This is a genomic window from Siminovitchia fordii DSM 16014 = CIP 108821 (genome assembly GCF_000374565.1).
Taxonomy (GTDB): domain Bacteria; phylum Bacillota; class Bacilli; order Bacillales; family Bacillaceae_C; genus Siminovitchia; species Siminovitchia fordii.
This window is the reverse complement of the sequence record NZ_KB894697.1, coordinates 1-22,700: the sequence shown is the minus strand read 5'-3', so window position 1 is coordinate 22,700 and position 22,700 is coordinate 1. Positions and strand designations below refer to the sequence as shown.

19 protein-coding genes, 1 rRNA gene and 1 pseudogene are annotated in these 22,700 nt (G+C 42.1%); 9 read left to right on the top strand and 12 right to left on the bottom strand.

Annotation, left to right across the window (positions count from 1 at the left end):
• Positions 1–43 precede the first annotated feature (43 nt).
• Positions 44–652, top strand: coding sequence for a spore protease YyaC (yyaC, locus tag C509_RS0115830; RefSeq protein WP_018707908.1), 609 nt, complete (start codon positions 44–46; stop codon positions 650–652).
• 73 nt (positions 653–725) lie between these two features.
• Here the strand turns inward: yyaC and C509_RS0115825 are convergent, their stop codons facing one another.
• The 12 genes and pseudogenes from C509_RS0115825 to rpmH all read right to left on the bottom strand — a co-directional run bounded on the left by C509_RS0115825 (position 726) and on the right by rpmH (position 12,556).
• Positions 726–1,442 (bottom strand): DUF554 domain-containing protein, encoded by a 717-nt coding sequence (locus tag C509_RS0115825; protein WP_018707907.1) that lies wholly within the window; start codon positions 1,440–1,442, stop codon positions 726–728.
• Between the two features lie 39 nt (positions 1,443–1,481).
• The gene (locus C509_RS0115820) at positions 1,482–2,336 is read right to left on the bottom strand and encodes a ParB/RepB/Spo0J family partition protein (RefSeq protein ID WP_018707906.1); all 855 of its coding nucleotides are present in this window, start codon (positions 2,334–2,336) and stop codon (positions 1,482–1,484) included.
• A complete protein-coding gene (locus C509_RS0115815) occupies positions 2,329–3,090 on the bottom strand; it encodes a ParA family protein (RefSeq protein WP_026319902.1) in 762 nt (253 codons plus the stop codon). The genes C509_RS0115820 and C509_RS0115815 overlap by 8 nt, the downstream gene beginning before the upstream one ends.
• Before the next feature lie 320 nt (positions 3,091–3,410).
• Positions 3,411–3,834, bottom strand: a pseudogene (gene tnpA / locus C509_RS25665) (IS200/IS605 family transposase).
• Between the two features lie 307 nt (positions 3,835–4,141).
• Positions 4,142–5,014: a nucleoid occlusion protein gene (gene noc, locus C509_RS0115810; RefSeq protein WP_018707904.1), complete on the bottom strand. Its 873-nt coding sequence runs from the start codon at positions 5,012–5,014 to the stop codon at positions 4,142–4,144.
• Positions 5,015–5,483: 469 nt separating this feature from the next.
• On the bottom strand, positions 5,484–6,200 hold the full coding sequence (rsmG, locus tag C509_RS0115805) for a 16S rRNA (guanine(527)-N(7))-methyltransferase RsmG (protein WP_018707903.1): 717 nt from the start codon (positions 6,198–6,200) through the stop codon (positions 5,484–5,486).
• A 429-nt stretch (positions 6,201–6,629) separates the two neighbouring features.
• Complete coding sequence (mnmG, locus tag C509_RS0115800) at positions 6,630–8,525, bottom strand: tRNA uridine-5-carboxymethylaminomethyl(34) synthesis enzyme MnmG (protein WP_018707902.1); 1,896 nt, start codon at positions 8,523–8,525, stop codon at positions 6,630–6,632.
• A gap of 19 nt (positions 8,526–8,544) precedes the next feature.
• Positions 8,545–9,930 carry a tRNA uridine-5-carboxymethylaminomethyl(34) synthesis GTPase MnmE gene (gene mnmE, locus C509_RS0115795; protein WP_018707901.1) on the bottom strand — a complete coding sequence of 462 codons (1,386 nt, stop codon included), beginning with the start codon at positions 9,928–9,930 and terminating at the stop codon, positions 8,545–8,547.
• Between the two features lie 531 nt (positions 9,931–10,461).
• On the bottom strand, positions 10,462–11,082 hold the full coding sequence (jag, locus tag C509_RS0115785; protein ID WP_018707899.1) for an RNA-binding cell elongation regulator Jag/EloR: 621 nt from the start codon (positions 11,080–11,082) through the stop codon (positions 10,462–10,464).
• A complete protein-coding gene (gene spoIIIJ / locus C509_RS0115780) occupies positions 11,079–11,867 on the bottom strand; it encodes a YidC family membrane integrase SpoIIIJ (protein WP_018707898.1) in 789 nt (262 codons plus the stop codon). Before spoIIIJ ends, jag begins: the two co-directional genes overlap by 4 nt.
• Positions 11,868–11,943: 76 nt before the next feature.
• Positions 11,944–12,330: a ribonuclease P protein component gene (gene rnpA / locus C509_RS0115775; RefSeq protein WP_018707897.1), complete on the bottom strand. Its 387-nt coding sequence runs from the start codon at positions 12,328–12,330 to the stop codon at positions 11,944–11,946.
• A 91-nt stretch (positions 12,331–12,421) separates the two neighbouring features.
• Entirely contained in the window at positions 12,422–12,556 is a 135-nt protein-coding gene (rpmH, locus tag C509_RS0115770) for a 50S ribosomal protein L34 (protein ID WP_018707896.1), read from the bottom strand.
• Positions 12,557–13,076: 520 nt separating this feature from the next.
• Between rpmH and dnaA the strand changes: the two genes are divergently transcribed.
• From dnaA to C509_RS0115730, 8 genes are all read left to right on the top strand, one after another.
• Positions 13,077–14,426 (top strand): chromosomal replication initiator protein DnaA, encoded by a 1,350-nt coding sequence (dnaA, locus tag C509_RS0115765; protein WP_018707895.1) that lies wholly within the window; start codon positions 13,077–13,079, stop codon positions 14,424–14,426.
• A 174-nt stretch (positions 14,427–14,600) separates the two neighbouring features.
• Positions 14,601–15,737: a DNA polymerase III subunit beta gene (gene dnaN / locus C509_RS0115760; RefSeq protein ID WP_018707894.1), complete on the top strand. Its 1,137-nt coding sequence runs from the start codon at positions 14,601–14,603 to the stop codon at positions 15,735–15,737.
• 399 nt (positions 15,738–16,136) lie between these two features.
• Positions 16,137–16,352 (top strand): S4 domain-containing protein YaaA, encoded by a 216-nt coding sequence (yaaA, locus tag C509_RS0115755; protein ID WP_018707893.1) that lies wholly within the window; start codon positions 16,137–16,139, stop codon positions 16,350–16,352.
• Between the two features lie 14 nt (positions 16,353–16,366).
• On the top strand, positions 16,367–17,485 hold the full coding sequence (recF, locus tag C509_RS0115750) for a DNA replication/repair protein RecF (protein ID WP_018707892.1): 1,119 nt from the start codon (positions 16,367–16,369) through the stop codon (positions 17,483–17,485).
• An 11-nt stretch (positions 17,486–17,496) separates the two neighbouring features.
• Positions 17,497–17,745 (top strand): extracellular matrix regulator RemB, encoded by a 249-nt coding sequence (gene remB, locus C509_RS0115745; RefSeq protein WP_018707891.1) that lies wholly within the window; start codon positions 17,497–17,499, stop codon positions 17,743–17,745.
• Positions 17,746–17,792: 47 nt separating this feature from the next.
• Entirely contained in the window at positions 17,793–19,718 is a 1,926-nt protein-coding gene (gene gyrB, locus C509_RS0115740; protein WP_026319900.1) for a DNA topoisomerase (ATP-hydrolyzing) subunit B, read from the top strand.
• 82 nt (positions 19,719–19,800) lie between these two features.
• Positions 19,801–22,296 carry a DNA gyrase subunit A gene (gyrA, locus tag C509_RS0115735; RefSeq protein WP_018707889.1) on the top strand — a complete coding sequence of 832 codons (2,496 nt, stop codon included), beginning with the start codon at positions 19,801–19,803 and terminating at the stop codon, positions 22,294–22,296.
• 311 nt (positions 22,297–22,607) lie between these two features.
• Positions 22,608–22,700: ribosomal RNA gene (locus C509_RS0115730) — 16S ribosomal RNA — on the top strand; the annotation flags it as partial.

Sequence of the window (22,700 nt, the reverse complement as noted above, 5' to 3'; positions counted from 1 at the left end):
AGCGGTCTTTCACATAAGACGACTGAGCCAAAGGGGGATTGGGGTGGAGCAACAAAATTTATCTAATACGATTGTACATTTTGAGGATCAAACCGCTGTTCATAAAATATCCGACGCTCTTTTGGACCTTCTTCCCTCACAGAAAAATCAGCCTGTCGTCATTGTATGTATTGGAACAGATCGGTCAACTGGCGACTCGCTTGGACCGTTAATCGGATCTTTCTTATCTGAAGCGGGAATGAACTTTTTTCATGTTTACGGAACATTGGAGAACCCTGTTCATGCCATGAACTTGAAGGATATTTTACAACATGTGAAAAAAACATACAAAAATCCGTTCATCATCGGCATTGACGCTTGTCTGGGCAGGATTGCCAACATCGGTGAAATTAAGGTCGGAATAGGGCCTGTCAAGCCAGGAGCGGGGGTAAATAAAAAGCTTCCTGAAGTGGGGGACGCTTTTATTACCGGGATTGTCAATATGGCCGGCCATATGGAGTTTGTCGTACTCCAAAATACACGTCTGAACCTTGTTATGAAGCTGGCGAAAAAGATTTCTGCAGCCCTTGTCGAAACAGATAGGATATATGACAAAAAAAGAACCTTCCAGCCAATCAGTTTCAATTTTGTAAAAAGGAAATCGGCAAAATAGCGAAAAGGGGTTAAAATGGGGTTAGACCCCTAATAAAATAAAAAAGAAACAGGTGCCTTCGTTCCTGTTTCTTTTACATTATTTTCACATGGTATATATGCATTATTGTTACGATCACTGCCACTACCAGAATGCTTGGCAGCAAGTTTGCCACGCGAATTTTCGTCAAGCCAACCAAATTCAGGCCGATTGCGAAAATCATGATTCCACCGGTTGCTGTCATTTCCAGTATAAAAACATCCATTAATTCTTGGGGTACAAGCCGATTTATCTGAGTCGCAAACAAAGCGATCGTCCCCTGATAAAGAACGACTGGGATGACAGAAAAAATGACTCCTATTCCAAGTGTCGTCGATAAAATGAGGGCAGTGAATCCATCAATGATTGCCTTCGTATACAACACATTGTGATCATTCCGGATTCCGCTGTCAAGCGCACCAATAATTGCCATAGCTCCAATCACAAAAATCAGCGTGGCAGTGACAAATCCCTGAGCGATACTCCCAGTGCCACCTGATCCTATCCTTTTTTCCAGCCATTTGCCCACAGCAACAAGCTTATCATCGAGCGCCCACCATTCACCCAGTACTGCACCAACAACAAGACTAATGATAACAATTAAAAAGTTATCACTCTTAAACCCCATTTGCAGCCCGAGAACAATGACTGCCAATCCTATTCCATACATGACCGTTTCCTTCATTTTTTCCGGAATGGATTGGAGGAATCTTCCAAGAAGCGTCCCGATGATAATACAGATTCCATTGATAATCGTGCCCATTAAAACCATGAATTCACCCGACTCTTCCTATAATGAAGAAGCATCTGTTTACTCGCTTAACTCCATTATTTCCAAAATACGTTCCAGATCTTCCGGAGAAAGGAATTCGATTTCAATCTTCCCCTTCTTCTTTGTTTGACTTATAGTAACGGTGGTTCCAAACTTTTCTCTCAAAAGGTCTTCTCTTTCCCTAATAAAAACGTCTTTTTTAATAGTTTTCTTTTTTGTTTCACGTGGAACATTTTCATTTATTTTTTGGATCAGCCTTTCTAACTGGCGAACATTCAATCCTTCTTTTATCACTTGTTCAGCGACAGAAACCATCTTGTTTTTCTGTTTGAGCCCAAGCAATGTCCTGCCATGACCCATGGATAATTTTCCTTCTGTAATGAGCTTTTGGATTTTTGGCGGCAGTGTAAGCAGCCTGACATGATTGGCAATATAAGGTCTGCTTTTGCCCAGCCTTTTGGCAAGATCTTCCTGCGTAACACCGAGCTTGTCCATCAATGTTTGGTAGGCAGCCGCTTCTTCCATTGGCGTCAAATCTTCCCGCTGAAGGTTTTCCAAGACAGCAAGCTCCATCATTTGGGAATCATTAAACTCTCTTACCACTGCAGGAATTCTTTTTAAATGAGCTGCTTTTGCTGCACGAAACCGTCTTTCTCCCGCAACAATTTCGTACCCTTTTCCGCTTTTTCTTACGATGATCGGCTGTAAAATACCATGTTCCTCAATAGAATCCTTCAGCTCATTAATTGCTTCGGCGGAAAAAACCTTCCGTGGCTGGTAGGGATTAGGCACAATTTCGTTCAATTGAATTTCTCGCACCGTCTCCTCTTTCCCCACATCCACATCTATGTTCGCAAACAAAGCATTAATGCCTTTTCCCAGTCCTTTAGCCAACTTCAGCCACTTCCTTTGCGAGTTCTAAGTAAACTTCCGCTCCCCTTGACCTTGGATCGTAAATGATGATCGGCTGCCCGTGACTAGGCGCTTCACTCAGACGTATATTTCTTGGAATCACCGTTTGATATACCTTATTTTGAAAGTATTTCTTCACTTCCTGAATCACTTGGAGACCAAGATTTGTCCGGGCATCCAGCATAGTAAGGAGTACACCTTCTATCATAAGATCTTGATTTAAATGTTTTTGTACTAGCCGAACCGTATTTAAAAGCTGGCTTAGCCCTTCCAGTGCATAATATTCACATTGTACTGGGATCAAGACTGAGTCCGATGCCGTCAAGGCATTGATTGTCAGCAATCCGAGCGAAGGAGGGCAGTCTATCAGAATAAAATCATATTGGTCCTTTACTTCGTCCAAAGCCCGTTTCAAACGGACTTCCCTTGAAATAGTCGGAACAAGTTCAATTTCAGCACCCGCCAGTTGAATGGTTGACGGGACTACCGACAGATTTTCCACTGCAGTCTCTTGGATCACCTTTTTAATATCCGTATCATCAACGAGCACGTCATACACGCATTCATTGACATCCCCTTTATCAATTCCCGCTCCGCTTGTCGCATTTCCTTGCGGATCTATATCTACAATTAGTACCTTTTTTCCGATGTAAGCCAAACAGGCCCCTAAATTTATAGAGGTTGTCGTTTTGCCGACGCCCCCTTTTTGGTTGGCTATGGAAATGATCTTTCCCAACAATTTCACCTACCCCTTACTTCCTCCGAAAATTGTTCGCACCTAATCTATTTTAACAAATAATACTCCGCATTTAATCTCATATCCTAAAATATTTCAAGTATCATTTTTTTCGTAGAAAAAAGCTCATGTATGGGAGGTTCATAAGTATAAAAACTCCTATCAATCATCCTCTAAAAATAGAGTCAGTATCCCATCTCTTATAAACAAATCAAAACCACCCGTGTGAACGGATGGTTTGCTCTGCTGGCCAGCCCTAAAAGTGCACTGAAAGGTTCGTCAACCGCACTACTCTTCCGGCTAACACTTAAAGGGTTCTCCTATTTCTTTTTATTTTTTCTCTTTACTTCTTCACCAGTAAACGGATCGCTGAATTTCGCCATACTTAATTGTTATGCGACCTCTATCTTCTTGTATTTGTTTTTGAATGTACTCTTCAATTACTTTCTTATTTCTTCCTACTGTATCAACATATACACCAAAATTTCCTATCCCCATACCGATATTTTAAATTGGCATGCCGGTCAAAAATCATTAAGCTGCTTTTTCCCTTTAAATATCCCACGAAAGAAGAGGCACTTATTTTCAGCGGAATCTCACCAACATATGAATATGATCTTTACATGCCGTAGCTTCAATAATTTTTACGCCTTTTCTTTCACATAATTGCCGTAATATTTGTCCTATATCTTATTTTAGTTTCCCATAAATAATCTGCCTTCTATGTTTGGGTGCAAAAACTATGTGATACTTACAATTCCATTTCGTATGTGCTTAACTGCTTACGCCAGAAGAGATAATAAGCCCCTCCTTGTTACATAATTTGGTTGGCGAACCAAAATTTATTGTAACACCAGGAGTGGCTTTTTTAATAACTCGCTATAAGCTATCCGGAACCATACGCCTAACGAATGGTTTTCATTTACACAATTAAGGAATCCTGATAAATACATTATCAGGATTCTAATCTATCCGAAAGGAATACAAAATATTAAAATTTACTTTAATAATTAAGCCTAATTAAAACTGAGGGCAAATAAACCCAAACTTCTTATTTTTTTGGAATTTTAATAGTGATTTGATAATATTGATCAAAATCTTCCTCCGTGGAATCCAGCTTAATTCCAGTGTCAGCCACCATTGAAAGGGACTGGCGAATCGTATTGACGGCAATCCTCATATCTTTGCTGATGGCTTTCTGTCTTTTTGCCGGCTTGGGCTTTTCAGCAGAAAGCATTTTGGTTACTTGCTCTTCTGTCTGTTTGACATTTAAATTTTTTTCAATGATCATTTCCATCAATTTAATTTGTTTATCCGCTTCTTTTAATGGAATTAGAGCACGAGCATGGCGCTCGGTAATTTCTTTTTTTAAGAGTCCTTCCTGTATTTCTTCCGGAAGCTTAAGAAGTCGAAGTTTGTTTGCCACAGTGGATTGGCCTTTGCCAAGCCTCTGGGCCAACGCTTCTTGGGTCAAATTATGAAGTTCCAACAACTTTCCATATGCTATGGCTTCCTCAATCGGAGTCAATTCCTCCCTTTGCAGGTTTTCAATCAGTGCGACGGAGGCTGTCTCGGTATCATTCAAATTTTTAATAATAGCGGGTATTTCTTCCCAGCCAAGCATCTTTACAGCGCGGAACCTTCGTTCGCCTGCTATAATTTCAAATTGTTCATTCCCTGCTTCTCTGACGACAATCGGCTGGATGATTCCGTGTGTATGGATCGTACGGGCCAATTCCTCTATCTTTGAATCATCAAAAATGGTCCGTGGCTGGAACCGGTTCGGAAAAATGGCGGAAACAGAAATAGTTCTTACTTCTTCCCGTTCTTCTAGGTCCTCTACCTCTGCTTCTGCCTCTATCTCATTCTCTACCGGCAGCTCTTTATCACCCAATCCAAAAAAACGCGAGAAAGGATGTTTCATCCTTCTACACCACCTTGAAATAGTAACTCCCTTTTATACATCATACTATTTTTTCTTCTATTTTTCCTGCCGAACTTTTGCTCTGTTTAAAAAACGTAAGCGCCAGCCCTTCAACGTACATACTGGAATAGCTTAAATGAAATAAAAAATAGGTAATACGAGAGTGCTTTTATATCAGTGCCAAGCTGGACAAGAACCCTTCAGACCTGTCCTTTATCCGATATCTGAACATACCATATTTTGTGAATACAGCATCCCTATCGCTTAATTTTCACTAGTACTTCCTGTATGTCAGTTGCTCTGGGACGTCCTGTCTGTTGGGGCCCATGTAGATTTATCATAGGAAAAGTGCTGTTTTCAAGAATATCGTGTGAATCCTTTTTCGACAGCTTTTGGTCCTCGAAAAGCCATGCCTTGAATCCGATAGGTGCAAATCTACTAAGTACTTAAACTGGCCCTAGTTCGTCAATTATTCGAGCGGCATTTTATTTGGAGTTCCCGGCTTACGGGGATATTTATTAGGTGTTTTTTTCACCTTTTCCACAATGACAATATTTCGTTCGCTTTCTTCAATCGGCAGTTGAAAAGAATGGACATCCGCTAATTTCCCACCAAGCAGTGTAATCGCCTTTTTACTGGCAGCAAGCTCCTCCTTGGCGTTGGCCGCTTTTAATGAAACGAACAGGCCACCCTGCTTGACGAGCGGCAGGCAAAGTTCAGTCAAAATGGACATCCTAGCAACAGCTCGTGCCGTCACTATATCAAACTGCTCCCGGAATTCTTCTTTTTTTGCAAAAGTTTCCGCCCTGTCATGGTAAAAGAATGTGTCTTCAAGCTCCAATTCTTTTGCGAGCTCATTCAAAAAAGTGATCCGTTTTTTCAACGAATCAACGATGGCAACCTTGATTTCCGGGAAACAGATTTTAAGCGGAATACTCGGAAATCCGGCGCCTGCTCCCACATCACAAACCGACAGAGGGTGATGTAAATCGAGAAAAAAAGCTGTGGTTACTGAATCATAGAAATGCTTTAAATAGACTTCATCACGATCAGTGATCGCTGTCAGGTTCATTTTTTCATTCCACTCGACAAGCAGTTTGTAGTACAGTTCGAATTGCTCCAACTGTCGGGCGCTTAATTCGATTCCTTTGTTCTTTAATTGTTCCGTAAATTGCTCTATATTCATCGGCTGATCCTTTCTTAAGCATTGGAAAACTTATATTTATAGATATGATTGTCTAACTCCAGCTCCTATCGACTGGCAAACTTCGAGCCTAAATGTACTCCTGCAGTGCAACTTATCCGAGATTGTAACAATCACCTTGTGATAAGTTTCATCACACCGACTTATGTAAAATACACATGAGGATATTTTCCCCCCATAAGGAAATATCGCCTCCGACGGACAGGATACGACCTGAGGCGGCCCCAGTCGCTGTGTTTCCTACCCCGTCAGAGACTCTCCTTCTAACTTAAAAGCCTACTATTCCCTATGGCAGATGAAAGACTGCCTTCTCGCGAGAATTTATTCTTATGTTTGCCGGATCTTGCTAGGACATTTCTGCATTTCGGACAGTCTGTACATCGATGGGTAGGAGCTTACACTTTTCTTAAATCATTCATCTCCCGATACCCGGGCAATTTTTCCATGCTCAATATACACTAAAAGGATGGAAATATCCGCCGGATTGACTCCCGAAATACGGGATGCTTGAGCAATGGACAGCGGGCGCACTTTGTTCAGTTTCTGGCGTGCTTCTGTTGCAATTCCATTGATCGCATCATAATCAATATCTTCGGGGATCTTTTTATTCTCAAGCTTCTTAAGTTTTTCGACCTGCTGCAAAGATTTTTCGATATAACCTTCATACTTGATCTGAATTTCCACTTGCTCGATCACATCTTCTGACAATTCTTTTTCCGCAGGTATTAACTGGACGATATGTGAGTATTTCATTTCCGGACGCTTCAACAGGTCAGATGCACGGATCCCGTCTTTCAATTCACTGCCGCCTGCTTCCCGGATGAGTGCCTGTGTTTGCTCGTTCGGTTTTAGGATGGTCTTTTGGAGGCGTTTGATTTCCGCTTCTATATCCGCTTTTTTCTCCGTGAATTTCTCATATCTTTCCGGGGAAATTAATCCGATTTCATGTCCTAGTTCCGTCAAACGAAGATCGCAATTGTCTTGGCGAAGCAATAGCCTGTATTCTGCGCGTGAAGTCAGCAAACGATACGGCTCATTCGTTCCCTTTGTGACTAGATCGTCAATCAGAACACCAATATACGCATCCGAACGGCTTAGAATGACTTCCTCTTTTCCAAGAATATTTCTAGCCGCGTTTATCCCAGCCATCAATCCTTGGGCCGCAGCTTCTTCGTAACCGGATGTTCCATTGATTTGTCCTGCTGTGTAAAGATTTTTAACCTTTTTCGTTTCAAGTGTAGGCCATAGCTGTGTAGGTACAATCGCATCATATTCGATGGCATATCCCGGCCTCATCATCCTTGCATTTTCGAGCGCAGGGATTGTTTTCAGCAGTTCATGCTGGATTTCTTCCGGCAAACTTGTTGAAAGACCCTGAACATAAACTTCATTCGTATGCCGCCCTTCCGGCTCTAGAAAAATCTGATGACGCGGCTTGTCATTGAAACGGACGACCTTGTCTTCAATGGAAGGACAGTAACGGGCGCCGGTCCCTTTGACCATCCCTGAAAACATCGGGGAACGGTGCAAATTTTCATCGATCAGCCTGTGAGTATGTTCATTTGTATATGTCAACCAACAAGGGAGCTGATCTGTGATCATTTTTGTTGTTTCATAGCTGAATGCCCTTGGCTCTTCATCGCCCGGCTGGATTTCCGTCAGGCTGTAGTCGATTGTCTGGCTGTTGATACGCGGGGGAGTCCCTGTTTTGAAGCGCTCCATTTGAAATCCAAGCTCTTGAAGATGTTCAGACAGCTTGATGGATGGCTGCTGATTGTTCGGACCGCTAGAATATTTTAATTCACCCAAAATGATTTCACCGCGCAAAAATGTCCCCGTTGTGATGACGACAGCTTTGGAACGGTAAATGGCTCCTGTCATCGTGATGACACCTTTGCACACTCCGTCTTCCACAAGCAGCTCGTCGACCATTCCCTGATGCAATGTAAGGTTCGGCTCATTTTCAAGTGTATTTTTCATTTCATGCTGGTACTGGAATTTGTCGGCTTGAGCGCGCAAAGCCTGAACTGCCGGCCCTTTTCCTGTATTCAACATCCTGATTTGAATAGCGGTTTTGTCGATGTTTTTTCCCATTTCACCGCCAAGTGCATCAATTTCTCTGACGACAACCCCTTTAGCCGGACCTCCGATAGACGGATTGCACGGCATGAAAGCGACCATATCCAGGTTGATCGTGATCATCAACACCTTGGCCCCCATTCTGGCGGCCGCCAGGCCCGCTTCACAGCCCGCATGCCCCGCTCCCACTACGATGACGTCATATTGGCCTGCTTCAAATTGCTGCATGTCATTAACCTCCTTTAATTTATTTACCTAAACAAAACTGGGAGAATAGCTGATCAATCAAACTATCCTGTACCGTGTCTCCTATAATCTCTCCAAGCAGTTCCCATGTTCGCGTCATATCGATTTGGACTATATCAATCGGAGTACCTGCTGCAATACCCTCCTGTACATCTTCGATGGCCTGAAGCGCCTGGTACAGAAGAGCAATATGACGGCTGTTAGATACATACGTGATATCGCCGGCTTCCAATTCCCCACGGAAGAACATATCCGCAATCGCCTGTTCCAGATCATCAATTCCTTCTTCCTGACGCAAGGAAGTGGTAATAACTTTATGTTTGCCGGCTGCTTTCTTAACCTGCTCCATATCTATTTTCCTTGGCAGATCTGCTTTATTGACAATCACGATTACTTCCATACCTTCCACTGCCGCAAATAACTGTTCATCTTCCGGAGTGAACGGTTCAGCCGAATTCAGTACAAGTAAAATGAGATCCGCTTCCTTGAGAACCTTTCTTGACCTCTCGACACCGATTCTTTCCACTATATCTTCCGTTTCCCTTATGCCCGCTGTGTCTACAAGATGCAAAGGTACTCCGCGGACATTCACATATTCTTCAATGACATCCCTTGTTGTTCCCGGGATATCTGTAACGATCGCTTTATTTTCCTGAACAAGGCTGTTCAACAATGATGACTTGCCGACATTCGGCCGGCCGATAATGGCCGTCGACAATCCTTCACGCAATATTTTACCTTGTTCAGCCGTTTTTAGTAATTTGATTATCTCTTTTTGAATATGTTCCGCTTTTTCTGTCAACATACGGTGTGTCATTTCTTCCACATCATCATATTCAGGATAGTCAATGTTCACTTCCACATGCGCAAGGGTTTCTAGTATTTCCTGGCGCAAGGAATTAATTAATTTGGAAAGACGCCCTTCCATTTGATCCAAAGCCACATTCATCGCCTTATCCGTTTTCGCACGAATCAGATCCATTACAGCTTCTGCCTGGGATAAATCAATTCTTCCATTAAGAAATGCCCTTTTCGTAAATTCCCCAGGTTCCGCAAGTGCAGCCCCATTGTTTAAAACAAGCTGTAGAACTCGGTTGACGGATACCATCCCTCCGTGGCAATTGATTTCCACTACGTCCTCTTTTGTATAGGTCCGGGGGGCCCTCATGACGCTTACCATTACTTCCTCTATCATTTCCTCTGTTTTAGGCCGGATAAGCCGTCCATAATGAATCGTATGGGAAGCGACCTCTTTCAACCTCTTTCCGCTTGCGCTTCGAAAGATTTTATCCGCTATATCAACTGCTTCCTCCCCGCTGATCCGTACAATGGCGATTCCGCCTTCGCCAAGCGGCGTGGATATTGCTGCTATTGTATCAAAATCCATCATGTTCACCACTTCTTAAAAAATATATATTTAAATTGATTCCACATCTAAATAATCCACAAAGCCTTTCATTCCTAAACATCCGGTTCTATCCACAAGCGAAAAGCCGTACTCTTTATTTTAACTTATCCACATGTGAATAACAACGCAGTGCAATTACGTTTTTTCCAAAAAATAAAAAGAACACAGAGCGATGATACAGCCCATTCTTTTCCTTTAGCAAATGTGACGCAAGCAGCCTTTTCTTAGTGCCGTGATAGGTCATTGGGACTATCCTGATGATCAATCAACAACATGTTGCTCGTGCTGGTCTTGATTATGAATTTATGGTTTCGCCACTTGGCCAGGTTCCTAAATTCTTTTCAGAAGCTTTTTCGTGTTAAGAGTCCTATTAAGGAAGCATTAATCTCTTTTGCAGGACCAGGATCCACTTGAAACCATTTTAAAAGCCCAATTTGTCCCATTAGACAATTGATTGGCCGCATAATCATCATAATAACCACAAAAAAACATCTCCTCATTTGGGAGATGTCATTTCGGCTGGATGACGACATATCGATTCGGCTCTTCCCCTTTGGAAACCGTTTCGATATCTTCGTTTTCAGCAAGTACTGTATGTATAATTTTTCGTTCGTAATTAGGCATAGGCTCCAGTGAAACTGGCTCACCGAGCTGCTTTGCTTTGGATGCCAGCCTTTCGGCAAGACGTACGAGCGTTTCTTTACGTCTTTCCCTGTAATCCTCAGGATTCAGAATCACTCTTACGTAATGGGTAGAATGACGGTTGGCTACAAGTTGTGTCAAGTATTGCAACGCATTAAGCGTTTGCCCTCTTTTTCCGATCAGCAACCCCATTTTTTCTCCTGAAATATTGAACATAACGTTACGCCCGTCTTTTTCGTCAATGTCAATTTCAGCATCAATGCCCATATTTTTTACAATGTTTTGTAAAAATTTCTTCGCTGATTCGACAGCGCCCGGTTTTGCCGTCACTTCAACGACAACCGGGCGTGATCCAAACAGTCCGAATAATCCTTTTTTTCCCTCGTCAATAATTTTGACTTCCACTTGTTCTTCTGTAGATTCTAGTTGAGCCAAAGCCGATTGTACTGCTTCCTCCACGGTTGATCCGGTTGCAGTGACTTGTCTCACTTTTTAGCTCCCCTCACCTTTCCATCATTGGCCTTTTCACCTTCAACGACCGGTGGCTTAATAAAATAAGTCTGAACAATCATGAAAATATTACCGACTACCCAGTATAAAGAAAGCGCTGCTGGGAAATTGATTGCAAAAATCATAATCATAACCGGCATGATGTAAAGCATCATCTGCATCTGCGGATTGACACCCTCTGTACCTGCCATCATCAGCTTTTGCTGGAGGAAAGTCGTAACCCCTGCAACGACTGGTAATATGTAGAAGGGATCAGGTGCACCCAAGTCAAACCATAGAAATGTGTGGGTGGCAATTTCTTCTGTCCTGATAATCGCTTGGTAAAAACCGATAAGGATCGGCATTTGAATCAGCAGTGGAAAACAACCTGCAAGCGGGTTAACTCCATGCTTTTGAAAAAGTTGCATCATTTCCTGCTGAAGTTTTTGCTGTGTCTGTGCATCTTTTGAACTGTACTTTTCCCTCAGTTTCTGCATTTCGGGCTGCAGTACCTGCATCGCTTTTGAGTTCTTTGTCTGTTTGATCATAAGTGGCAGGATCGCTAAACGTATCAGTAATGTAACAATCACAATTCCCAAGCCGTAGCTGTTCCCAAATAATTCAGCTGTACTTGTGATGAGCCATGATAAAGGATATACGATATACTTGCTCCAAAAACCAGTGCTTTCAGCTGTGATGGGCACAGGGTCATTGATTGTCGAGCATCCTGCTGCGATTACTACAAATCCGAGCAATGCAGCCACGAGTAGAATTCTTTTTTTCAAACTTCATATCCTCCCTGTGTATGAAAATACCCTGTACGGGCAGTTAGATATGGTCTATCGGTTATTTTAACACTTTTCATTGTCCCTGTTGATTAAAATCATGTTTATTTTTCGCATGTTTTGTCTTTTTCAGACTTTTCCCAAGCCGGAGGACATGTTCCAAGCTTTTTTTTACTGAATGGTAATCCATTTCGGCCGCCGGTTTCCTGGCGATGATAACAAAATCTTTATTAGGGCTCACTTGCTCCTCGAACTCATGAAACACTTGGCGGATATAGCGTTTGATCCTATTTCTCGTAACCGCATTTCCAATCTTTTTGCTTACAGAAAGACCGATCCTGAAATGGACCTGTCCCTCCTTCTCCAGTATATATATGACAAACTGCCTGTTTGCCACTGATCTCCCTTTTTTAAATACTGTTTGAAACTCTGCATTTTCCTTGATCCTAAATGCTTTTTTCATACATCCACCTCAACAGAGAAAAGCGAAAAACACTTTTTAATCCTAAAAAATATTTTCATTAGAAAAAAGACCACTGAGACGTTTCAGTGGTCTACGCTGACAATACTTTTCTTCCTTTACGACGACGCGCTGCCAAAACTCTACGGCCCGTTTTTGAACTCATTCTTGAGCGGAAGCCGTGAACTTTGCTTCTTTTTCTTCTATTTGGTTGGAATGTTCTTTTCAATTTATGACACCTCCTCGAGGATTTGAACAATCACAGGTTAGACAGTCTTTCTAATTATAAAGATGCGATTCAATGATTGTCAACCTCTCATTTTTATTTTTTCCGCCGTCCCCCTTCATCGAAATCGATTGATTTTCCCTTGTGGATTATTTGTGAAATCATTTATTCATATTCACAGCAATTATCGACAAGTTTTTCACATATTCTGCGGTTGTTGATAATTTATTTCATGGCAATATTTAATAATGTGGATAATACCTTCCGTTCATTGCAGTCCTACACTTTATTTGGTATGATAAAATTGTTTTTACTGTGGAAAGCCGTTCTTATCCATTGTGTTATCCACAGATTGTGAATAACATGTGGATTGTTTATACACTCGTTATGAATAGCGTTGTCCACATTTGGTGGATATTGTCGAAAAGGACTATCTCTACTATATATATACTTTTCCACATTTACCAGAACCTCAAAATGAAATCCAATGTCCCATATCAGTTGAAGCAAAGGAGGTAAAGTATTGGAAAACCTGTCTGATCTTTGGGAGAAAGTGCTTGAAAAGATAGAAAAGAAGATTAGTAAACCAAGTTTTGATACATGGTTGAAATCTACTGAAGCACATGAACTCCATGGCGATACAATGACAATCGCTGTTCCCAACGAGTTTGCCAGAGACTGGCTTGAAGGCCGCTATACAAATTTAATTTCCAAAATTCTATATGAACTGGTCGGAGAGAACTTAAATATTAAGTTCATTATTCCTCCTGATGCGGAAGAAGAGCTGAAAAAGGAACAAGCTCCCAACCCAAGCGTCATCCAGGAAATAAAAAGGGAAGAAACATACCAGAGCATGCTTAACCCAAAATATACATTTGACACTTTTGTCATCGGAGCGGGTAACCGCTTTGCCCATGCAGCGTCACTTGCGGTCGCCGAAGCGCCCGCAAACGCATATAATCCGCTTTTCATCTATGGAGGCGTCGGTTTGGGAAAAACCCATCTACTACATGCGATCGGGCATTATGTACTCGAACACAATCCGTCGGCAAAAGTGGTTTATTTATCTTCTGAAAAATTTACCAACGAGTTCATTAACTCGATCCGGGATAATAAAGCAGTTGATTTTAGGGATAAATATAGAAATGTAGATGTACTTTTAATAGACGATATTCAATTTATAGCCGGAAAAGAACAAACACAGGAAGAATTTTTCCATACATTCAACACCCTACATGAAGAAAGTAAGCAAATTATTATTTCAAGCGACAGGCCCCCAAAAGAGATACCAACTTTGGAAGACAGGCTAAGATCACGCTTTGAATGGGGCTTGATTACAGATATTACACCTCCTGATTTGGAGACAAGAATAGCCATTTTACGGAAAAAGGCAAAAGCGGACGGCCTGGACATCCCCAATGAAGCCATGCTATACATAGCCAACCAGATCGATACAAATATCAGAGAGCTGGAAGGAGCTTTAATCCGGGTTGTCGCCTATTCATCGCTGATCAATAAGGATATTAATGCAGACCTTGCTGCCGAGGCATTAAAGGATATTATTCCTAGTTCGAAACCGAAGGTCATTACCGTTTTAGATATCCAAAAAACGGTCGGTGCCGAATTTAACGTCAAACTGGAAGATTTTAAAGCGAAAAAGCGGACAAAATCCATCGCTTTTCCAAGGCAGATTGCCATGTTCCTTTCAAGGGAACTGACCGACCTCTCTCTCCCAAAAATCGGGGAGGAATTTGGAGGGCGGGACCATACAACAGTCATTCACGCCTATGATAAAATTTCAAAAATGATGGAATCAGATACAGATTTTCAAAACATTATTAATGGCATCCGCAATTCTTTAAAAAATCCATGATGGGGACGATGTGTATAAGTGAGCCTATTTGTTGCACACGATGTCCACATGTGAATAACTAGCAATTTTCATTCATTCACATACTTATCAACATATCCACAACCCCTACTACTATTACTACTATTTTTATTTTTAAAAGATAAATATATAAAGGCTGAAACGAGGGAAGGAATCATGCAATTTATCATTCAGCGAAATCGGCTGATCAATAGTGTTCAACATGTCATGAGGGCCGTTTCTTCAAGAACGACCATACCCATTTTGACCGGAATAAAAATTGTTGCAGACAGTAATGGAATCACATTCACAGGGAGCGATTCCGACATATCCATCGAATCTTTCATTCCTGTTGAAGAAGATGGCGATCAACTGATTGAAATGAAACAAACGGGAAGTATCGTCCTTAATGCAAGATTTTTCGGGGATATTGTCAGGAAACTTCCAATGGATACAGTGGAAATATTTGCGGAAGATACCCAGCATGTACTTATCAAGTCAGGAAAAGCGGAATTCAACCTGAACGGTTTTGATCCTTCGGAATATCCGCTTCTGCCTCAAATATCAGAAGAAGATGTCTTTTCAATTCCTGGTGATCTTTTGAAAATGATGATTAAACAAACTGTTTTTGCAGTGTCCACCTCAGAAATACGCCCCATCTTGACAGGTGTCAACTGGCAAATAGAAGATGGGAATCTTATATGTGTAGCAACAGACAGCCATCGGCTTGCGAAAAAATCATCGCCAATCGATGTTCCTGGGGATGTCAGCTACCAAACAGTCATTCCGGGAAAAAGTCTTCTCGAGCTGAGTAAAATATTGGATGACAGTGACCATCCGGTTAATATTGTGATTACTGAGAATCAAATACTTTTTAAAACGAAGAATATTCATTTCTTCACAAGGAGATTGGAAGGAAATTACCCTGATACTTCCCGACTGATCCCTAGCGATTACAAAACAAATATCACTCTTGATGGAAAAGTATTCAATGATGCAATTGAACGTGCCTCTTTATTGGCAAGAGAAGAAAGAAATAATGTTGTTAAACTTGCTTCCCAAGGGGAAAACATGCTGGAAATATCATCTAACACCCCCGAAATCGGCAATGTTTCAGAAGAAATTCCAATTGAATCACTTCAAGGGGAAGAATTGACTATTTCGTTTAGCGCTAAATACATGATGGAAGCTCTAAGAGCGATAGATGGGACAGATATTACGATCAGTTTTACAGGCGCCATGAGGCCGTTTATCATCCGCTCAGAAGAAGATCCGTCAATATTACAGTTAATTCTTCCTGTTCGTACTGCTTAAGGAAAGAGCAAGCGCCCGCTTAGCGACGTACAAACTGAATAGAATGGCTAAGACGCTTTGATCATCTCCGAAAAATATAAGGCAAAGTTGGCTTTGGCAGCGATCAGCATAGGCCTTGGTTGACGTTGGCTTATCATAGTGCCCTGAGCAACTTTTCGAATAAACAGCCACACCAAGGTTTTTCGAGGAAAGGATAGTTTGGGAGTCGCTGGAGCTGGACAAAGAAAAATCATTTTCGGATAAAATATACCGCAGTAAGTTAAACTTTCTTTATATGTTGCTTAAGCCTGCCTCTCCGGCAGGTTTTTTCCTGTTGAGAACCCTTCTAAACTTTGTCATGCAGGCAAATCTTTAGTAAAATAAAGTTAAGAGATTACTTTATATGAAAAGAGTGAGAATGTGGAAACGAAAATTAAAATCGAGACGGATACCATTACGTTGGGACAGTTTTTAAAACTTGCAGACCTTATCCAATCCGGAGGAATGGCCAAGTGGTTTTTAAGCGAGTATACAGTCCTGGTAAATGGAGAGCAGGAGCAGAGAAGAGGAAGGAAACTTGCAGAGGGCGATTTGCTTGAAATTATAGGAGTTGGAAGTTTCCTTGTTATCCGTTAGAGGATGTTGACCTAATGTATATTGTAGAGCTGGAACTGGAAAATTACCGGAATTACAAACAACTCTCACTATCTTTTGAAAATAAAGTAAATGTATTTGTCGGAGAAAACGCCCAGGGCAAAACCAATGTCATGGAAGCGATCTATGTGCTGGGAATGGCAAAATCCCACAGAACGTCCAATGATAAAGATTTGATACGCTGGGATGAGGAATATGCTAAAATAGAGGGTAGGGTCCAAAAGACAAACGGATCTGTCCCTTTACAGTTAATTATTTCCAAAAAAGGGAAAAAGGCAAAATTCAATCATATTGAACAGAGAAAATTAAGCCATTATGTAGGAAATATGAATGTCGTTATGTTCGCGCCTGAAGATCTCCGTCTTGTCAAAGGGAGCCCTCAAACAAGGCGTCGTTTTATTGATATGGAGATTGGCCAAGTATCGCCGGTTTATCTTTATGATATCGGACAGTATCAAAAGGTCCTTCAACAGCGAAACCACTATTTGAAGCAGCTGCAGACAAAACGGCAGACAGATCAGACGTTCTTGGATATTTTAGATGAGCAATTTATTAATATAGCTATCAAAATCATCCAAAAAAGATTCGAATTCATCCATCTGCTGCAAGGGTGGGCCGAACCGATTCATTCCGGCATTTCCCGCGGGTTGGAAACGTTGGGCATTCAATATAAACCCTCTCTGGACGTATCAGAAACTTTCGATTCGTCCAAAATGATTACTATATTTGAAGAAAAACTTTCATCGATCAGAGAAAGGGAAATTGACCGTGGAATCAGTCTAATCGGCCCCCATCGGGACGACGTAAATTTTCTCGTGAACGGGCGTAATGTGCATACGTTCGGTTCGCAGGGCCAACAACGGACAACCGCCCTTTCCGTAAAATTGGCTGAAATTGAACTGATACATTCGGAGATTGGAGAATATCCGATTCTTCTATTGGATGATGTGCTTTCGGAGCTGGATGACTACCGCCAATCGCATTTACTGAACACGATTCAGGGGAAAGTCCAGACTTTTGTCACGACTACAACGACAAGTGGAATTGACCATCAGACGATCAAAGAAGCGGACAGTTTTTTTGTGCAAAACGGGACCATTACAAAAGCGCAATGAGGTGAACACCAATGTATGTCCATTTGGGGGATGATGTGATGATCCGCTCCAGTGAAATCATCACTATTTTAGATAAGCAGACGGTCATGGATTCTAAAGAAATGCAACAGCTGCTCGAAAGAAAAGAGTCCGAATTAGTGAATATTTCAAACGGCACCTTTAAGTCTCTTGTCATTACCCCCACCCACATGTATATCTCACCCATTGCGATTGCCACATTAAAGAAAAAAGCGCTAAACGGCGTACCGATGAACGGTTAAGGTTCATGATGAAATAGATGGAAAGTGCAGGTGAATCCTCAATGTCAATGGAACAAAAAGCATTGCAGGAACAAACGTATGATGAACATCAAATCCAGGTGCTGGAAGGACTTGAAGCGGTCCGTAAGCGTCCTGGAATGTATATTGGCTCCACGAGTGTCAAAGGGCTTCACCATCTTGTATGGGAAATTGTCGATAATAGTATTGATGAAGCCATGGCGGGATATTGTGATGAGATAGTGCTATCCATCGAAAATGACAACAGTATCACTGTCAAAGATAATGGACGCGGAATTCCTGTCGGCATCCAGGAAAAAATGGGCCGTCCGGCTGTAGAAGTCATTCTGACGGTGCTTCATGCAGGCGGAAAATTTGGCGGCGGCGGTTATAAAGTGTCCGGCGGCCTTCACGGGGTTGGTGCTTCCGTAGTAAACGCGCTGTCCAGCGAACTGGAAGTATATGTCCATTTGAATGGAAAAATCCATTATCAAAAATATGAACGCGGAGTCCCTCTTTTTGATTTGAAAGTTATCGGGGATACCGATCGGACAGGAACAACGATTCATTTCAAACCTGATCCTGAAATTTTTACGGAAACAGTGATATATGATTTTGAAACTCTTTCTTCCCGTACCCGGGAGCTGGCTTTTTTAAACAAAGGCCTAAAATTGGTAATAGAGGATAAGCGCGAGGAAGAGCCGGTCAGAAAGGAGTACCATTACGAAGGCGGACTCATTTCTTATGTTGAACATTTGAACAGGTCCAAAGAAGTTCTTCATGAAGATCCCATTTACATTGAGGGAGAGCGTGAAGAGATTTCCATCGAAATCGCCATGCAGTATAACGATGGGTATGCGAGCAACATTTACTCTTTCGCAAACAATATCCATACGTATGAAGGTGGAACGCATGAATCCGGATTTAAGGCTGCTTTGACAAGGGTCATCAATGACTATGCGCGTAAAAATCAAATTTTTAAAGAAAATGACAGCAATTTGTCGGGGGAAGATGTCCGTGAAGGATTGACAGCCATTATCTCCATCAAACATCCTGACCCTCAATTTGAAGGGCAAACGAAAACAAAGCTCGGAAACTCGGAAGCACGTGCCATAACAGATGCTCTTTTCTCTGAACACTTTGAGAAGTTTTTATTGGAAAATCCGTCTTTGGCCAGAAAGATTGTTGAAAAGGGCTCCATGGCGGCCAGAGCACGTATAGCGGCAAGGAAGGCACGGGAATTGACTCGCCGGAAAAACGCCCTGGAAGTTTCCCATCTTCCCGGTAAGCTGGCGGATTGTTCCTCAAGGGATGCATCGATCAGCGAATTATATATCGTTGAGGGGGATTCGGCAGGAGGCTCAGCAAAGCAGGGACGCGACCGCCATTTTCAGGCGATTTTGCCTTTGAGAGGTAAAATCATCAACGTTGAAAAGGCTAGGTTGGACCGTATTTTCTCTAATGCTGAGGTACGGACCATCATAACGGCATTGGGAACAGGAATTGGTGAAGAGTTTGATATATCAAAAGCGAGATACCATAAAGTGATTATCATGACGGATGCAGATGTAGACGGCGCCCATATCCGGACATTGCTTCTTACACTGTTTTACCGTTATATGAGGCCGCTTCTTGAAGCAGGATATATATATGTTGCCCAGCCACCATTATTTAAAATCAGCCAGGGCAAAAAAGACAAGTATGTCTATTCGGATCGTGAATTGGAAGCCGCTTTGGCGGAGCTTCCAAAACAGCCGGTTCCGGGCATCCAGCGCTATAAAGGTTTGGGGGAAATGAACCCTGAACAGCTGTGGGGAACAACGATGAACCCGGAAACAAGAACACTTTTGCAGGTGAGCCTTGAAGATGCTATCGAAGCGGACGAAACGTTTGATATGCTGATGGGAGAAAAAGTGGAGCCGCGGCGCTTGTTTATTGAGGAAAATGCGTTGAATGTTAAGAATCTTGATATATAGCTAGTCGGTTGAAAGCAAGTGATGCAGTAAAATAGATTGCTGCTTCACTCGCTTTTTTAAGGAAGGAAGGTTGTGAGCTTTTATGACAGACAAGCCTGATAACGTAAAGGAAATTAATTTAAGCCAGGAGATGCGTTCATCGTTCCTTGACTATGCGATGAGTGTCATCGTTTCTCGCGCCCTTCCCGATGTCCGGGACGGTTTAAAACCGGTTCATCGCCGGATTTTATATGCAATGAATGATCTTGGAATGACGAGTGAAAAAGCATATAAAAAATCGGCAAGGATAGTCGGTGAGGTAATCGGGAAGTATCATCCACACGGTGACTCGGCCGTTTATGAAACAATGGTCCGGATGGCTCAAGATTTTAGCTACCGGTATATGCTTGTGGACGGGCACGGTAACTTCGGTTCGATTGACGGCGACTCGGCGGCCGCCATGCGGTACACCGAAGCGAGAATGTCAAAAATCTCGATGGAGCTTGTAAGAGACCTGAATAAGGATACGATTGATTACAAAGATAACTATGATGGATCGGAAAAAGAACCTGCTGTATTGCCTTCGCGTTTTCCAAACTTGCTTGTCAATGGTACGTCGGGAATCGCTGTTGGAATGGCTACAAATATCCCCCCTCACCAGCTTGGGGAAGTCATAGATGCCATCATTTCTTTGAGTAAGGATCCTGATATCACCATTCAGGAATTGATGGAGCATATTCATGGGCCTGATTTTCCGACTGCTGGCTTGATTGTCGGCAGAAGCGGGATCAGGAGAGCTTATGAAACAGGTCGCGGATCCATCATAATGCGCGGTAAAGTTGAAATTGAAACAAAAGCGAACGGAAGGGAGACAATCATTGTTAATGAACTCCCTTACCAAGTTAATAAAGCAAGATTAATTGAACGGATAGCCGAACTTGTGCGTGAGAAAAAGCTCGATGGAATCACTGAGCTCCGAGACGAGTCGGATCGTGTGGGAATGCGGATAGTCATGGAAATTCGCAGGGATGCAAATGCCAATGTCATTTTAAACAACTTGTATAAAATGACTGCCCTTCAAACGACCTTCGGTATCAATATGCTTGCACTAGTGGATGGCCAGCCAAAGGTTTTAAATTTAAAACAATGCCTTTACTACTATTTGGAACATCAGAAAGTCATCATCAGAAGGCGGACGGAATACGAACTGCGCAAGGCTGAAGCTCGTGCTCATATTCTTGAAGGTCTCCGGATCGCTTTGGACCATATTGATGCGATCATCAGTCTGATCAGAGGATCAAAGACTACAGATATCGCAAGAGCTGGATTGATGGAACAATTCAGCCTGAGTGAGAAACAGGCCCAAGCTATTCTCGATATGAGACTCCAGCGCTTGACCGGACTGGAAAGAGAAAAGATTGAAGAAGAATATCAGAACCTTATGAAGTTGATTACCGAGCTGAAGGCAATTTTGGCTGAAGAGGAAAAAATTCTTGAAATTATCAGAGAAGAGCTTCTTGAAATCAAAGAGCGCTTTGACGATGGCCGCCGTACTGAAATTGTTTCCGGCGGAGTCGGCCATTTGGAAGACGAAGACCTAATCCCAAGAGAAAACATCGTTGTCACGCTTACGCATAACGGCTATATTAAACGGCTTCCGATCTCAACATATAGGAGCCAAAGACGCGGCGGCCGCGGCGTACAGGGAATGGGGACGAATGAAGATGATTTTGTTGAGCATTTGATCACAACATCGACCCACGATACGATTTTATTTTTTACGAACAAAGGGAAAGTGTATCGGACAAAAGGATATGAGATTCCTGAATTCAGCAGAACTGCCAAAGGGCTGCCAATCATTAACTTGCTTGGTATAGAAAAAGGCGAATGGATCAATACAATTATATGTGTCGAAGAATTTCTTGAAGATTGGTATTTGTTCTTTGCAACAAAGCAGGGCGTGGTAAAGCGGACGCCAGTTTCGGCATTTGCCAATATTAGAACGAATGGATTAATCGCCCTTAATCTCAGGGAACATGACGAGTTGATCTCGGTTAAATTGACGGACAACAGTAAAAATATCGTGATAGGAACAAAGAATGGCCTTCTTATCCGTTTCCATGAAAAAGATGTACGCTCAATGGGAAGAACGGCTACAGGAGTAAAAGGCATCAATTTATCGGATGAGGATGAAGTCATTGGCATGGAAATCCTTGAAGAGGATCATGATGTCCTCGTTGTAACAAAAAATGGTTATGGAAAACGAACACCTGCCGCAGACTATAGAATTCAGTCTCGAGGCGGAAAAGGGATCATCACATGTCATATTACAGAAAAAACAGGAACAGTGGTTGCCCTTGAAACGGTGAAGGGCGATGAAGATCTCATGCTTATTACCGCAGGCGGTGTGCTTATCAGAATGGATGTTGCAGACATTTCGGTCCTTGGCCGGAATACTCAAGGTGTTATTTTGATCAGGCTGGACGAAGAAGAATCTGTCGCCACTGTGGCAAAAGTAGAAAAAACTGAAGGTATCGAAGAAATTTCAACTACCCCTAGTGACGAGGAAATCACAGGCGAAGAATTATATGAATCATAGAATTAAGAAGAGCCGAGATAATCGGCGCTTCTTTTTTTTTGCAAAAAAAGTTTTTAAAAAGCATTGCCAGAACCAATAAAAGGTGATATATTATTAATCGCTGTCCAAACAGGTTGTCTTCAAAAAAATACTTTTTCAAAAAAACAGTTGACACCTTTTCGATAGTTTGATATGATATAAAAGTCGCTCAAGAGAACGACAGTGAAACAGAAGTAAGTTTGATCTTTGAAAACTGAACGAAACGAAACGTCAATAATTTTGATTAAAACAATGGATAATATCCATTGCCAGCTTTTGAGCTGACAAACTTCTTATACGAGAGTTTGATCCTGGCTCAGGACGAACGCTGGCGGCGTGCCTAATACATGCAAGTCGAGCGGATGAAAGAGAGCTTGCTCTCTGGA